The 13,450-nt window shown below is 74.8% G+C and carries 11 protein-coding genes and 1 riboswitch; of the genes, 5 read left to right on the top strand and 6 right to left on the bottom strand.

What is annotated here, in order from left to right; all coding sequences use genetic code 11:
• The first annotated feature begins 64 nt into the window (after positions 1–64).
• The gene (locus tag ACZ7MY_RS05065) at positions 65–346 is read left to right on the top strand and encodes a hypothetical protein (RefSeq protein WP_499599665.1); all 282 of its coding nucleotides are present in this window, start codon (positions 65–67) and stop codon (positions 344–346) included.
• Between the two features lie 117 nt (positions 347–463).
• Here the strand turns inward: ACZ7MY_RS05065 and ACZ7MY_RS05060 are convergent, their stop codons facing one another.
• From ACZ7MY_RS05060 to ACZ7MY_RS05045, 4 genes are all read right to left on the bottom strand, one after another.
• Positions 464–1,588: a M23 family metallopeptidase gene (locus tag ACZ7MY_RS05060; protein ID WP_499600265.1), complete on the bottom strand. Its 1,125-nt coding sequence runs from the start codon at positions 1,586–1,588 to the stop codon at positions 464–466.
• Positions 1,589–1,773: 185 nt separating this feature from the next.
• Positions 1,774–1,913: riboswitch (cyclic di-AMP (ydaO/yuaA leader) on the bottom strand.
• Between the two features lie 217 nt (positions 1,914–2,130).
• Complete coding sequence (locus ACZ7MY_RS05055; RefSeq protein ID WP_499599664.1) at positions 2,131–3,555, bottom strand: extracellular solute-binding protein; 1,425 nt, start codon at positions 3,553–3,555, stop codon at positions 2,131–2,133.
• Positions 3,552–6,035 carry a caspase, EACC1-associated type gene (locus ACZ7MY_RS05050; protein ID WP_499599662.1) on the bottom strand — a complete coding sequence of 828 codons (2,484 nt, stop codon included), beginning with the start codon at positions 6,033–6,035 and terminating at the stop codon, positions 3,552–3,554. Before ACZ7MY_RS05050 ends, ACZ7MY_RS05055 begins: the two co-directional genes overlap by 4 nt.
• Positions 6,036–6,072: 37 nt before the next feature.
• Positions 6,073–6,441, bottom strand: a complete 369-nt coding sequence (locus ACZ7MY_RS05045; protein ID WP_499599661.1) for an effector-associated constant component EACC1 — start codon at positions 6,439–6,441, stop codon at positions 6,073–6,075.
• 193 nt (positions 6,442–6,634) lie between these two features.
• On the opposite strand from ACZ7MY_RS05045, the gene ACZ7MY_RS05040 reads away from it, so the two are divergent.
• The 3 genes from ACZ7MY_RS05040 (at position 6,635) to ACZ7MY_RS05030 (ending at position 8,552) form a co-directional block, all read left to right on the top strand.
• On the top strand, positions 6,635–6,796 hold the full coding sequence (locus tag ACZ7MY_RS05040) for a hypothetical protein (RefSeq protein ID WP_499599660.1): 162 nt from the start codon (positions 6,635–6,637) through the stop codon (positions 6,794–6,796).
• A 35-nt stretch (positions 6,797–6,831) separates the two neighbouring features.
• The gene (locus tag ACZ7MY_RS05035) at positions 6,832–7,536 is read left to right on the top strand and encodes a hypothetical protein (protein ID WP_499599659.1); all 705 of its coding nucleotides are present in this window, start codon (positions 6,832–6,834) and stop codon (positions 7,534–7,536) included.
• Between the two features lie 131 nt (positions 7,537–7,667).
• Positions 7,668–8,552 carry a helix-turn-helix transcriptional regulator gene (locus tag ACZ7MY_RS05030; RefSeq protein ID WP_499599658.1) on the top strand — a complete coding sequence of 295 codons (885 nt, stop codon included), beginning with the start codon at positions 7,668–7,670 and terminating at the stop codon, positions 8,550–8,552.
• A gap of 57 nt (positions 8,553–8,609) precedes the next feature.
• Here ACZ7MY_RS05030 and ACZ7MY_RS05025 read toward each other — a convergent pair whose 3' ends face one another.
• Positions 8,610–10,994 carry a DUF8508 domain-containing protein gene (locus ACZ7MY_RS05025; RefSeq protein ID WP_499600264.1) on the bottom strand — a complete coding sequence of 795 codons (2,385 nt, stop codon included), beginning with the start codon at positions 10,992–10,994 and terminating at the stop codon, positions 8,610–8,612.
• Between the two features lie 478 nt (positions 10,995–11,472).
• Between ACZ7MY_RS05025 and ACZ7MY_RS05020 the strand changes: the two genes are divergently transcribed.
• The gene (locus ACZ7MY_RS05020; protein ID WP_499599657.1) at positions 11,473–12,639 is read left to right on the top strand and encodes an Ig-like domain-containing protein; all 1,167 of its coding nucleotides are present in this window, start codon (positions 11,473–11,475) and stop codon (positions 12,637–12,639) included.
• Between the two features lie 12 nt (positions 12,640–12,651).
• Here the strand turns inward: ACZ7MY_RS05020 and ACZ7MY_RS05015 are convergent.
• Positions 12,652–13,450: hypothetical protein (locus tag ACZ7MY_RS05015; protein ID WP_499599655.1), on the bottom strand; the 799-nt coding region annotated here is incomplete at its 5' end.

Here is a 13,450-nt window from a genome sequence, read left to right as displayed (position 1 = left end):
GCGGCCGGGGTGCAGCCGGAGGAAATTGGGGCGTAGGCGTGTCGTTGGGAGGCGGGAGGTTCCCATGCCGGTCCTGGCGGAGGTCGAGTTCCCCGGTGTGACGGCCCTGCAGTACGAGGAGGCGAACCACCGCGCGGGGTTCGGGCCCGAGCATCCGCCGTCCGGGCTGCTCTCCCACGCCGCCGTGATCACCAACGAGGGGCTGCGGCTGGTGAACGTCTGGCAGACCGCGCAGGCGCTCGAGGCCTTCATGGAGATCATGATGCCCGCCGCCAAGGAGTCCGGTTTCCCGGAGCCGACCGGACCGCCCCGGATCTCGGAGATCTACAACTTCGTCGTCCCGTAGCGGCGACGGGGAATTCGCCTCGAAAAGGACCGGCGGCCCTGGTTGACGGGGGGAGTCACCAGGACCGCCGGAGTCGGTGCGGTCGTACGCGGCCGGCCGGTCGCGCGACCGGTCGCCTCAGACCGTGAGGCCCTTGCTGCGCAGCCAGCCCATCGGGCCGATCGGGTCGCCGCCGCCGGGGCGCACCTCGAGATGCAGGTGCGGGCCGGTGACGTTGCCCGTGGCACCGACGCGGCCGATGGTGTCACCGGTGCTGACCTTGCCGGAGGTGACGATCATCGAGGAGAGGTGGCAGTACCAGAGCTCGGTGCCGTCGTCGAGGGTCAGGATGATGCGGTAGCCGTACGAACCGGCCCAGCCCGCCTCGGTGATGGTGCCGCTGTGGATGGCCTTGACCGGCGTGCCGGTCGGGGCGGCGAAGTCCTGGCCGGTGTGGGTGTTGGCCCACAGCGAGCTGGACTCGCCGAACCCGGCGGTCAGCGTGTACGAGGAGACCGGCTTGACGAAGCTCTTGGCGAGCTCGGCCAGGCGCTCGGCCTCCAGCTTCTTCGCTGCCTCCGCCGCGGCCTTCTTCTTGGCGGCGGCCTCGGCCCGCACCCGCTCCTGCGCGGCGGACTTGGCGGCCTTGGCCGACGCCTCCTGCTGCGCGGCGGTCCTGGCGGCCTTGTCGGCGGCGTTCCGCTGCTGCTGGGCCTGGTCGAGGATGCGGTTGCGCAGCGCCTCGCCCGCGTCGGGGCTCAGGGCCTCGGCGACGGGCTTGGCCTCGGGGGCGCTGTCGTCCTCGACGAGCGCGCCGATGCCGGGCAGCTGGGACGCGTCGGGCAGGTGCGGGAGGGAGACCGGGAGCGGGTTCTTGCCCTCGGCGGTGGCGACCCCGCCGACGCCGAGCACGGCCACGGCCGCGACGCCGAAGACGGCCGAACCGCGGCCCAGGGAGCGCTGCTTGGCGACGCGGTGGCGGCCGCGCAGGGGGCCGGCCGACTCCTCGGAGGGGTCCCACGGCTCGGCGTCCGGGCCCTCGTAGGGCGCGGCCTCGATGTCGCGGGTGTTCCCGAAGGCGTCGAAGGCCTTGATGTCCTCGTGGCGCGGCTGGGCGGGGGCGGCGGGCTCGTAGGCCTCGTGCGCGGTGGTCTCGTACGTCTCGTGCCGGGCGGGCTCGTGCTGCGCGACGGTGGCGTCGGCGACGGCGCCTGCGTCCTGGGAGCCCGTCGCCTCGGCCGCGGCGAGCCAGCCGGCGGCCATGTTCCACTGCCCGGTGTCCCAGCCGTCGATCGCGTTCTTCGTCGGCGGTGCCTGCTCGGCTGCCGGGGGATTCCAGCCGGCGGCGATGTTCCACTCGGCGGTGTCCCACTCGGAGTACGCGGTCGCGGACCCCTGTTGCTGTCCGGGTATCAGGGCAGGCTCGTTCGACGCCACGCGGGCGCGCTCCTTTCCTTCCTTCTCGCCTACCGGGTTAGCTGACGGGTTCGGAGCAGGAAGGTCTCCTACGAGGACCTCGGAAGGCCCCCGATTCACCCCAGGAAGTGGTTCCCCGGTTCCCGCGGACGGGATTCGGCAAGCGCACGGCGCCGCCCTGACGGCGGCGGGACGACCGCGCTGCGTTATCGAACGTTAATAGAGGCGCCCGCCAATTCCAAGCCACTCAAGCGAGTTCATGACGGGAATCTATGGGGATGGACAGGACGGAACCGGACATTGCGCCGTGACTGCCGTGACCTACGGGAAATGTGAGTGTGCATCAGTCGTTATGCGGAAGGGAGTGCCGCGCTCACGGGCAGTGATGGTCACCCCGGACCCCGGCCGCCGAGCGCGCGCCCCAGACGGCCGTCCAGACGCTCCGCCGTGGCGTCGGTGGAGCGGTGCGCCGCGAGCATTCCGTGCACCTCACGCTGCAGGACCCGGGTGAACGTGACGTAGTGCGCGGTCGCCGGACGGGCCCTGGCGGCCTGCAGCGCGCACCACAGCAGGGTCGTGTACCCGGGGGTCGCGGCGGCGGGTGAGGGGGAGGGCTCGGAGCCGCGGCCCGCGGGGCGGTCGTAGAACCAGGCGCGGGGGTCGTGAGGATCGTCACAGTTGACATCCCCGGCTCCGTATGCTGAGCGCCGCGCGGCGGCGAAACCCGCTCTGAGCAGGGCATGTTGGGCGCTGCGTCCGGTCAGGAAGCGGATCAGGTCCGCTGCGTCGCCGGGGCGGTCGCTGGTGGCCGCGACGCCCAGGCTCTGCCCGCCGAGGGCGGCGACGCCGGGGAGCCGGGCCACGCCGAAGCGGACGCCGGGGGCGAGCGCGGCGTCCAGCCGGTTGTAGGCGTACGGCCAGTTGCGCATCAGCACGCTCTGCCCCTCGGTGAACTGGGCGAGGGTGACCGACTCGTCGGCCTCCAGGGACTCCGGGTTGAGGTTGTTGGCGGCGCCCACCCGGCCGAGCTCGTCCAGGCCCTCGCGCAGCCCGTCCTCGGTGCCGGTGTAGCGGCCGTCGCCGTCGACGAGTTCGACGCCCGCGGTCCAGAAGGTCTCCAGGGTGTTGACCGTCAGGCCCTCGTACGCGCGCAGTTGGGTGGTGTAGGCGGCGTGGCCGAGCGGGCGGACGTCGGCGAGGAGGTCGCCGATCTTGGCGTAGCCGCGCAGGTCGGCGGGGCGGCGGCCGGCCTTGGCGAGGTCGTCGGTGCGGTAGTAGAGCAGTCCGACGTCGGTGTTGAAGGGCACCGCGTACGTGCGGCCCTTCCAGCGGCCGGCGTCCGCGGCCTGGCGCAGGAAGTCCCCGTCGACGAGGGCGGGGTCGAGCGGTCGCAGCAGGCCGCTGTCGGCGAACTCGGGGATCCAGCTGATGTCGAGGTTGACCACGTCGTACGCGGCGGTGCCGGACTGGAAGGCGCCGATCAGCTCGCTGCGCTGCTCGTCGGAGGCGGAGGGGAGCTCGACGAGCCGGGCCGGCCGGTCCGGGTTGGCCCGGTTCCACTCGTCGACCAGGGCGCGGCGGACGCCGGGGCGCCCGCCGGCGGTGAGGTCGGCATCGCTGGCGACGATCAGCGGCCGGGAGCGGTCGGGCCCCGGGGCCGGCGCGGGGCGGGGACCTCCGCAGGCGGCGGTGGCGAGGACGGTGGCCAGCAGGAGCACGACGCCCAGGGTGCGGCGGCGCCGGCGGCGGGCGGCTCCCCCGGGCCTCGTGACCCGTATGACTCCGGTGGACCCGGTGACCCTCTCGGCCGTCATGACCCTCCCGAGGTGAGGCGGGTGATGGTCTCCGCGACCCGGTTCGGCAGGTCCTGCGTGGCGGCCAGGCACGCCCCGCCGCCCTCGGTCACCGCCTTGTTGAAGCGCAGCGAGCAGCCGTAGCTCTCCAGCGAGACGACCAGAACGGGGACGTCCACGGCGGGCGGCTCCTCGCGGGCGCTGTCCTCGTCGTCGGTGATGAGGACGATCAGGGTCCCGGGGGAGTCCGCGAGGGCGCGCGACCACTGGCGCAGGGCGGCGGCCACGGGGGCGTCCCGCTCGACCGGTGCCAGCGCGCGGATCGCGGCGTCCCGCGCGGCGGCGTCGTTCGGTCCCAGCGGCAGGAGGGTGCGGCCGGGCACCGCGGCGATACCGTACCGGTAGCCGGAGGCGCGGGCCAGCACGGAGCGCACGACGGGGACGTTGGCGCCGGAGTAGGAGGAACTGGAGACGTCGACGGCGAAGAGGACGTCGCGCCGGGTGCCCGCGGCCTCGCCGTGGTCCCGCAGCGCGGCCTCGATGTCCTTCCGGGTCGGCGGCCGGCCGCCCGCCCGCGGGTCGGCGACGAAGATCGCGCTGTCCAGCGGGGTGTCGCCGGCCTCGGCCGTCCCGCTGACGTCCGTACGGAAGCCCTGCGCGGCCAGCGCCCGCTGCCCCGGGCGGGAGCCGAGCCATGCGGCGAGGCGGTGCACGGCCTCGGCGCGATCGGCGCGGTCGGCCCGGCCGGTCTCCCAGCTCACCGGTACGAGGGTCAGGTCGAGGGGCGGCACGTCGGAGGGGTAGTAGGCGGTGTAGGGGTCCGACTGGTCGCCCAGGCAGGGCGGATGGGACTCCAGCGTCGGGGTGACGAGGGCGGCCAGGGTGGACTCCGCGGTGAGCAGGGCCTGCTGGGTGCCGCGCCGCTCGACCAGCCAGGTGCGGGCCGAGCAGGCCAGGGCCCGGTCGTCCGCCGGGGGCACGGCGTCGGTGGTGATCCGGGTGCCGGGTGCCAGGTGCAGCAGCTGGTCGAGGGCGGCGTCCGAGGAGTGCGGTTCCGCGCTGCGGACGACCACGTCCTGCGCGTGGGCGGCGTCGACGAGTTGCTGCGCGGTGCTGCCGGTGCGCCCGACGCCCTCCAGCGAGGTGGTCGCGGCGACGACGGCCGGGGAGTGCGCGAGGGTGACCGGCCGGCCGAGGGCGACGACGCTCTCGGGGCGCCGGGTCTCGGCCTGGACCTGGGTGAGGGCGGTGCCGGCCGCCGGTATCCACACGTCGGGGTGGGGTCCGACGTCCCGCAGCGGCATCGCGCACTCCCCGGCGTCCTCGTCCTCGCAGGCGCGTTCCGGCTCGGCCCAGGCGGCGGAGGCGCGGAAGGCGGCGATGGTGCGGTCGGCGGGCGCCGCGTAGACGGTGGTGTTGATCTGGCCGCAGCCTTCGGGCCGGCCGCCGAGCAAGGCGGTGGGGCCGGCGTCCTCGCTGTCCTGGAAGGCGTCCAGCACGGAGGTGAGCGCGGCGCGCGTCTCCGGCGAGGTGAGCACCCGCAGTTCGAGCGGTGCGGGGCACAGCGGTGCCGGGCGGTGCGCCCACGTCCAGCCGGTGACGCCGCCCGCGAGCAGGGCCAGGGCGGCGCCGATGCCGACCGCCCGGTGCCAGAGCGGCTGGTGGGGGCCCGCCGTCCACGTCCAGGTGAAGCCGGCGTACTGGGCGAGCCGGCGCAACGGCGCGCGCCAGCGGGTCCCGCGGGCGGGCCGCGGGGTGAGCCGGGCCTGCGACAGGACGGTGTCGCCGGCGCTGTTGCTGGAGCGCTCGGTCGGGAACCAGGGGTCGTAGTCCGCGCGCTCGTCGAGCGTGGCCGCGTACTCGGCGGCCAGTTCGCGCAGCCGGACCCCGAGGCGCTGCACGGTGACCGGGTCGTACGGGTCGGTGCCCTCGGTCAGCACCCGGACCAGGGCTCCGGTGAAGGGCGTCGGGTCGATGCCGTCGCCCTTGTGGATGCGCGAGCCGACGGCCGAGGAGGTGATCAGGGAGAACGGCCGCTCGGGCAGCGGCACCAGTCCGGCGTTGCCGGAGTAGCAGCAGTCCAGGACGAGGACGACGCGCTCGGCGCGCGAGGAGGCGAGCAGCCGCAGCAGGTCGCGGTACGGGATGCCGTCGAGGCGGGCGCCGTCCTTGGTGGACTCCCGGGTCATCAGGTACAGCTCGGGTTCCCCGCTGCCCAGGTCGACGTACCCGTGCCCGGTGAAGTGGACCAGCAGCAGGTCCTGGGCCTGGGCGGCGGCGGTGCCGATCAGCCGCAGCGCGCGGTCGCGGGTGCGCGGCTCGTCGAGGGTCTCCACGGTGCGCGGGATGAACCGGCCGAGCCCGCCGGATACGAGCGCGGCGCGCAGCCGGGCCACGTTGGCCCTGGCGGAGGGGATGTTGGAGAAGTCACGGGCGTGCTCGTACTGGGACACCCCGATCAGGACCGCCCGCGACCGGGACGCGAACGGTTCGTACGGCATGCCCGCCGGACCTCCCCAGGGCCGTCTTCCTCCGGATCTAGTTCTCCAGCGTCTGGCGGATGCGGGCCGCCATCGCCTCCAGCTCGCCGCGCGTCAGGGCGTCCCTGGCGGTGAGGACGCACTCCACGTCCCCCGCGCGGACGGTGACGCTGAGCGAGTCGCCGGGCTGGTTGCGCAGGTGGTTGCGCAGGGCGCGGAACAGCGTGAGCGCGGTGGCCTGCAGGGTCTCCTGGAGGATCATCAGGATCAGGTCGTAGGCGACGCCCATGCTCTCGTCGGCGGGCCGCTCCCTGCGCACGACCAGCGGCGCCAGTTCCTCGTCGGCCCGCAGCCAGACCTCCAGTCTGCGCAGGTCCTCCGCCGCGTCCTTGCCGCCCTCCAGCTCGATGGTCACGTACGTGTCCATGACGCCTCCCCTCATTCCCAGCCTACGCTGACGTACCGTCATTCACACGGCTCATGCACGGAGTTGTGTGTACCGGACAGGAAGTCGCGGCGGCGCGGGCGCGCCCGCCGCGCCCTACCCCGGCGGCGGCCCGGTGCGGCATGATGCCCGAGTACCCCCCGTACGGGGGATTCGCCCGATCTTGGAGGCCGCCATGAAGCTGGGCAGGGCACTGGCGAACGGCTACGCGGAGGAGACGGACGAGGAGCTCGCGGGCATGGAGCGGCTCGTGGACGAGGAGGCGGCCCCCGGGGACCGGGCCCCGGACGCCGTCGAGGTCCGCGCGGCGGGGCCCGCCGAGGCCGCGGCGCGGTGAGGTTCGGCCGCCGGCTGCCCGAGGAACGGCCGGCGGTGCCCCCGACGGGGTACAAGCTGGCCTTCCCGCTGCTGGCGCACGACGGCGCCCGCGTGGGCTTCCGGGGCGTGTCGCTGGGCGGGCGGATCGTGTACGGCGCCCTCGGCGACGCCGTGTGCGGCTACGGGCGGCGGCACCGCAGCCCGGCACGCGGCTGCGACTGCGGCTTCTACTGCCTTCACACGGCCGCCGAGGCGCAGGCCCTGACCTGCGCGACGGACTGCCGGGACGCGGTGGTGCTGCAGGTGAGCGTGCTGGGCGCGTACACCCGGTACGAACGCGGCACGCGCTACGCCCGGCAGCGGGTGCGCACCGTGCGCATGGGCGCCTGCCGCTGCGGGCGGGCCGCCCGGGTCTTCGTGCGCGACGGCACCGGGCTGCCGGGCTGGCACGGGCTGACGGCGGTCTGCAGGCGCTGCGCGGCGGGGCTGTGGGTGCTGCGGCCGGCGGATTTCGCGCGGCTGGCCGGCCCCTGGGTGAACGTGACCGGGGAACCGCCCGCACCGGGCGCCGCCGGGCCGCGGCTGCCGGGGCATGAAGACGCGGGGCATGGGCGGCCGCCGCAGGAGGATGCGCGGCGCGACGAGCCGCTGCGCGAGGAACTGCTCGCGGAGGCGGACCGGCTCAGGCGGCTGCTGGACCGCTTCCAGGAGCGGCCGGCACGGCTGGACGGCCTGGAGGAGAGCCCTCCCGCCGGGTAGCCGCGAGCACCCCCGACCGGGTAGCCGCGGGCCCCTCCGGCCGGGTAGCCGCGGACCTCTCCGGCCCCGTCGCCGCCGGCCCCTCCGGCCGCGCCGGGCCGCCCCATGATCGGCCGCCCATACTGGAACACATGGAGCACAACGCCGAGCTCAGGGACTTCCTGCGGGCCCGCAGGAACCGGCTGAGCCCGCAGGACGCCGGCATCACCGTCACCGGTGCGCCGCGCCGTGTGCCGGGGTTGCGGCGGGAGGAGCTGGCGCGGCTGGCCGGGGTGAGCACCGACTACTACACCCGTTTGGAGCAGGGCAGGCACCAGAATGTCTCGGAGGCGGTGCTGGACGCCGTCGCCCGGGCCCTGCGGCTGGACGCCGCCGAGCGCGCCCACCTCTTCGAGCTGGCGCGGCACCGCACCCCGCCCCGCCGCAGGCCGCTGCGGCCGCAGCGGGTGCGCCCTGAGGTGTACCGCGTGCTGGACCTGCTGGGCGACCGCACCCCCGTCCTCGTCGTCGGCCGCCGCACCGACGTACTGGCCGCGAACCGGCTGGCCCGCACGCTGCTCACCGACTTCGACGCGCTGCCGCAGCGCGACCGCAACCTCGCCCGCTTCATGTTCCTCGACGACGCGGCCCGCGACCTGCACCGGGAGTGGGACAAGCACGCCGCCGAGACGGTCGCCGCCCTGCGGCTGGACGCGGCGCGCCACCCGGACGACCCGGGGCTGACCGAGCTGGTCGGCGAGCTGACCATCAAGAGCGCCGAGTTCCGGGCCTGGTGGGCCGACCACAACGTGCGGCAGAGGTCGCACGGGGTGAAGCTCTACCACCACCCCGTCGTCGGCGACCTCACCCTGTCGTACGAGCACGTGCTCTTCGCCGGCGACGGCGACCAGTTGGTGTGCATCCACACCGCCGAGCCCGGCTCCACCTCGGAGGCGGCCCTGCAGCTGCTGGCCGCCTGGACCGGATCCGACACGCCCGCCAGCGGCTTCCCCGACCCGGAGCCCGACCCCCGGTGACGCCGCGAGGGCGGCACCGGCGTCGCGCCGGTGCCGCCCTCGTCGGGGGTGCGTGCCTCAGCAGCCGTCCGGCTTGATGCGGACGATCTGCGGGTCGTGGTCGCTCGCCTGGTCGGCGAACTCCGCGTTGATGTGCACCACGTCGTAGTCGAAGCGGCGCAGCGCCGGGCTGAGCAGGATGTGGTCCAGCGACTGCGAGTTGCCCTCGTAGACGTAGGTGTAGCGCTCCGACTGCGGCAGCGTCGTCAGCAGGTCCTTCAGCACGCCGCCCGAGGTGAGGGTGGACACCGTGCCGGAGAACTCGTAGTCGTTGAGGTCGCCGAGGACCACGACGTTGGCGTCGCGGTCGGCCGCGAGCAGCGACTTCACGAAGGTGTTGACCTCGGTGGCCTGCAGCTTCCGCTGGGTCTCGGAGCTGCGCACCGGCTGCTGGTTGACGCTGTGCAGCGGCTGGTCGCCACCCTTGGAGTTGAAGTGGTTGGCGATGACGAAGACCGGCTTGCCGTGGAAGCGGAACTCGCCGACCAGCGGCTTGCGGCTGGCGTTCCACGCCTCGCTGCCCGGGTTGATCCGGCCGGGGGAGACCGACAGCTCGGCGCCCTTGCGGGTCTTGACCGCCTTGACCGCGGTGGTGGCGTCGCCGCCGGCGCGGTCGGTGAACTGCACGCGGTGCGGGTCGAAGAGGAAGACCTGGCGGATGTTGCCGCCGGGCTCGCCGCCGTCGGTGTCGTTCGTCGGGTCGACCGAGCGCCAGCTGTAGCGGGGGCCGCCGGCCGCGACGATGGCGTCCGTGAACTTCCGCAGGGTCTGGCCGGCGGTGACGGTGCCGTCGTCGGTGGCGCCGTTGTCGTCCTGGATCTCCTCCAGCGCCACGATGTCGGGCGAGGAGAGGTTGGTGACGACGCCGTCGGCGAGCCGCGCGAACTTGTCGGCCGGGTCGGTGGGGTCGAGGTTCTCCACGTTGTACGTGGCGACCGCGAGCTCGCCGCCCTTCTGCCTGCGGGTCACCTCTCGCTTGAGGCCCTTGTCCACCAGCGGGCCGAGCTGCGTGGCCTGGAGGTTGTAGCCGCCGAAGCCGTCGTAGTCGATCGGGCCGGTGGTGGTGCCGGTCAGCTCGTCACCGACGTCGGCGGTCGGGACGTCGACGCCCGCGCCGATCGACATGACCTTGATGCGGCCGGTGTTGGGCTGGGCGTACGAGCCGTAGACCGTGCCGCCGCGCCGGGTGGGGTTCTCGGTGGGCTTCACCGTCACCCAGACCTCGTGGAACGCGGTCGTGCCGCCGACGACGCGGGCCTTGGCGAACCGCGCCAGCTCGCCCTCGTGGGCCTCGTAGAAGTCCAGCGCGTAGCGGGCCGGGTCGAGCGCCAGGCCCTCGATGCTGCCGCCGCCGGCGTCCGGCGCGTAAGCGGCCGGGACGGTGGACGCGTCCAGCGTGACGGGGGCGGGCAGGGCGTTGCCGGCCGAGAGCACGGTGGTGGTCGGGCCGATGACCTCGGTGACCGACTGGCTGCCGGTGCTCGGGTAGTACTCGGAGACCTTGCCGGTCACCAGCACCTTGTCACCGACGGCGACGGTGGGCGTGACGGAGCCGGTGTAGACGAACACGGCCTCGCTGGTGCGGGCGTCGGCGTCGGCCTCTGCGTCTGCGGACTGGATCCAGTAGCCCTTGGAGCCGGTGGTGCGCACGCCGGTGACGATGCCGGGGACCCGGGTGACGGTCTGGCCCTTGAGCGGGGAGACCCGGGTGGTGCCCTGGATGTCGTGGACGCGGGTGGTGCCGGGCTCGGTCGGCTCGGGGTCGGGATCCGGGTCCGTGGTGCCGCCGCCCGGGGTCTGGCCGGCGGCGTTGACCGGGGTCGGCGCGCCGGCGGTGAGGTCGGCGGCGTTGTCGTCGGTGTCGGCCAGGGACGCGCCGCGGGCGACGGAGGCGGTGTTGCTCGCGCCGGCGACGGGGCCGCTGCCCTCGCGCACGACCGCGCTGCCGAAGCCGACGAGGTCGACCACGCGCGGGTCGGCCGCGCAGTCGGCGGCGGTGATGCAGGTGAGCGGCGTGGTGCCGTTGACCAGGGCGATGGTGCCGCTGGTGGCGCTCATCGCGATGGAGCCACTGGCGTCGGCGGCGGGCAGCGGCGTGGTGCCGCCGGTCCCGGCGGACTCCGACACGAGGTAGCGGCCGCCGGGGGCGATCGCACCGGTCAGCGCGGTCGCCTGCCACTTGGAGGCGGCGGACGGCGTACCGGGCAGGTACTGCACGCTGTAGCCGGCCAGGTCGTACGCGGCCGAACCGGCGTTCGCGAGCTCCACGAAGTCGTTGGTCAGCGTCGCGCCGGAGTTGCCGCCGCCGCCGTACACCTCGGCGACGACCGCCCCGCTGGAGGGGGTCGCGTAGGCGGCGGGCAGCCCGGTCAGGACGACGGACGCGGCGATTCCGGTCGATATGAGCGCGAGCGCCGCGGCGCGGTTGCGGTGTCGGCTCGGTCTGGCGATCGGCACGAGGGTTTCTCCTATCGGGTCCAACAACCCGTCGACGACGGGCAGCGCACGGCGGACCGGCTCAAGTTACGCGCGTAGAAAGACACATGACAAGGGCAATGAGGTTAATTCTGCGAGTTCGCCCTGGCGTGACCACGACACGCGAGCCTGCGGCGGACCCCCGCGCACCGGCACCGCCGGCCGGGGGGGCACCCCGCCACGCCCCCTCACCTCACCTCACCTGGGCGCGTGACGGCCCGTGGGCCGCCGGCCGCCGTCGGCCGCCGTCGACGGAGGAGGCGGGCCCGGGGGCACCCCGCAACCGGCCGCCACCGTTCGGGCGACCCCCCGATGGGTCACCCGGCGCGCCGGGACGGGCCCGGGTTGCCACATTGGTGACGTCCCGTCAGTACCGGTCGCCCCACCTCATCCCGCGGAGCCCGACGTGCGCCCACCCCTCGGACGGCCCGGCCGCCGCCACCGGCCGCCCCTCGCCGCGGCCCTGCTGGCGGCGGCCGCCGTCCTGCTCACCCCGGCCCCGGGCACCGCCGCCCCGGCGGCCCCCGCCGCCGGATGCGCCCCGGTCGCCTACGCCGGCAGCGGCAAGCCCGGCCGCGGTGGCGACGGGGCCGGCGCCACCACGGCCGCCCTGCACGACCCGGCAGGGCTCGCCACCGACACCGCGGGCCGCCTCTACATCGCCGACTCCGGCAACCGCGCCGTCCGCCGCGTCACGGCGGGCAAGGCCGGCGCCGCCCCCGTCATCACGACCTTCGCGACCACCGACTTCGCCCCGTACGGCCTCGCGGTCGGCCGGGACGGCACGGTCTACGTCTCCGGCGAGGGCAAAGTCGTCTCCGTACGCGCCGACGGCCACGGCACCACCACGCTGCTCGCCGAGGCCGGCCGGCACGACGCCGTCGCCGTCGGCGGCGACCGCTCCGTGTACGTCTCGGGCGGCCCGGCCGGCGGACTGCGGCGGATCCCGCCCGGCGGCAAGGCCCCGGTCCGCTACTTCCCCGGCGCCACCGTCGGCGCCCTGACCGCCGACCGCGCCGGCGACGTCTACGCCGTCGTCGACGGCCGCGTCCGCCGCATCGACCACGACGGCCGGGCCACCCCCGTACCCGGCGCCGCCCGGCTCGCCCCCGGCGACGTCCACGGACTCGCGGTCACGGAGGACGGCTCCCTCCTCTACCCCCCACCGCGCGCCCGCTCCTCCGGGGCCACCCCCCTGAAGCGCCCCTGGGGCACCGCCCTCGCCCCCGGCGGACGGCTCTACGTCTCCGACCGCGCCGCGCACCGCGTCTACGTCGTCGCCCGGCCCGTCCTCGTACCGGGGCGGCTCCGCGTCACGTCCGGCCCGCACGGCCACGCCACCGGGGACGTCCTCGAGGACGTCACCGGGAACGGGACGGCCGTCACCGCCCACAGCGAACCCGCGCGGGGCGTCCTCGTCCAGCAGGCCAACGGCCTCTTCTCCTACACCCCGCACGAGGACTTCTCCGGCACCGACGCGTTCACCGCCACCATCACCGACGCCTGCCGGAACGCGACGACCCGCACCGTCCTGGTGCGGGTCGTCGCCAAGCCCCTGCCGCGCGCCGGCTGACGCGCGGCCCCGTCAGCCGCGCGCCTCGGCCACGGCCGCGCCGAGGGCCTCCTTGATGCGCGGGCCCAGCCGGGCGAAGCCCAGCTCCTTCATGGCGGCACGCAGCAGTTCGTCGTCCGACCGCTTCTCGCCGTCGCCGTCGATCCACCGCACCAGCGCGGTCAGTTCCTCCGCCGAGTACGCCGTCACGGCCTTCCCCGGCGTGACCGCCGGCCTCTCCGGCCGCCCCTCGGGCTCGGACTCGGACTCCGCGGCAGGTGCGTCAGCCTCCGCCACCGGCTCGGCCTGATCAGGAGCGGCTTCGGCCGGGGCCTCGGCCTCAACGGCCGGTTCCTGCACGGGCTCCGCAGCGGGAACCTCCTCGGCGACCGGGGCCTCCGCGGAGGGCTCCGCCGGCGCCACGACCGACTCGGCCTCGACTACCGGCTCCGGCTCGGCAGCAGGTGCGGCAGCCTCAACCACCGGCTCCGCCTCAGCGGGAACAGCCTCGGCCTCGACAACCGGCTCGGATTCCGCGGCGGGTGCGTCAGCCTCAACCACCGGCTCCGCCTCAGCAGGAGCAGCCTCGGCCTCAACGGCGGGTTCCTGCACCGGCTCCGCGACGGGAACCTCCTCGGCAACCGCCACCGCGACCGGCTCAGACTCGACCGGGGCCTCCGCCTCGACAACCGGCTCGGACTCGGCAGCAGGTGCGGGAACCTCAGCCACCACAGCCTCCGCCTCAGCAGGAGCAGCCTCGGCCTCAACGGCGGGTTCCTGCACCGGCTCCGCGACGGGAACCTCCTCGGCAACCGCCACCGCGACCGGCTCA

The sequence above is a fragment of the Streptomyces sp. NPDC111520 genome (genome assembly GCF_055635295.1).
This window is presented reverse-complemented; position numbering and strand designations above follow the sequence as displayed.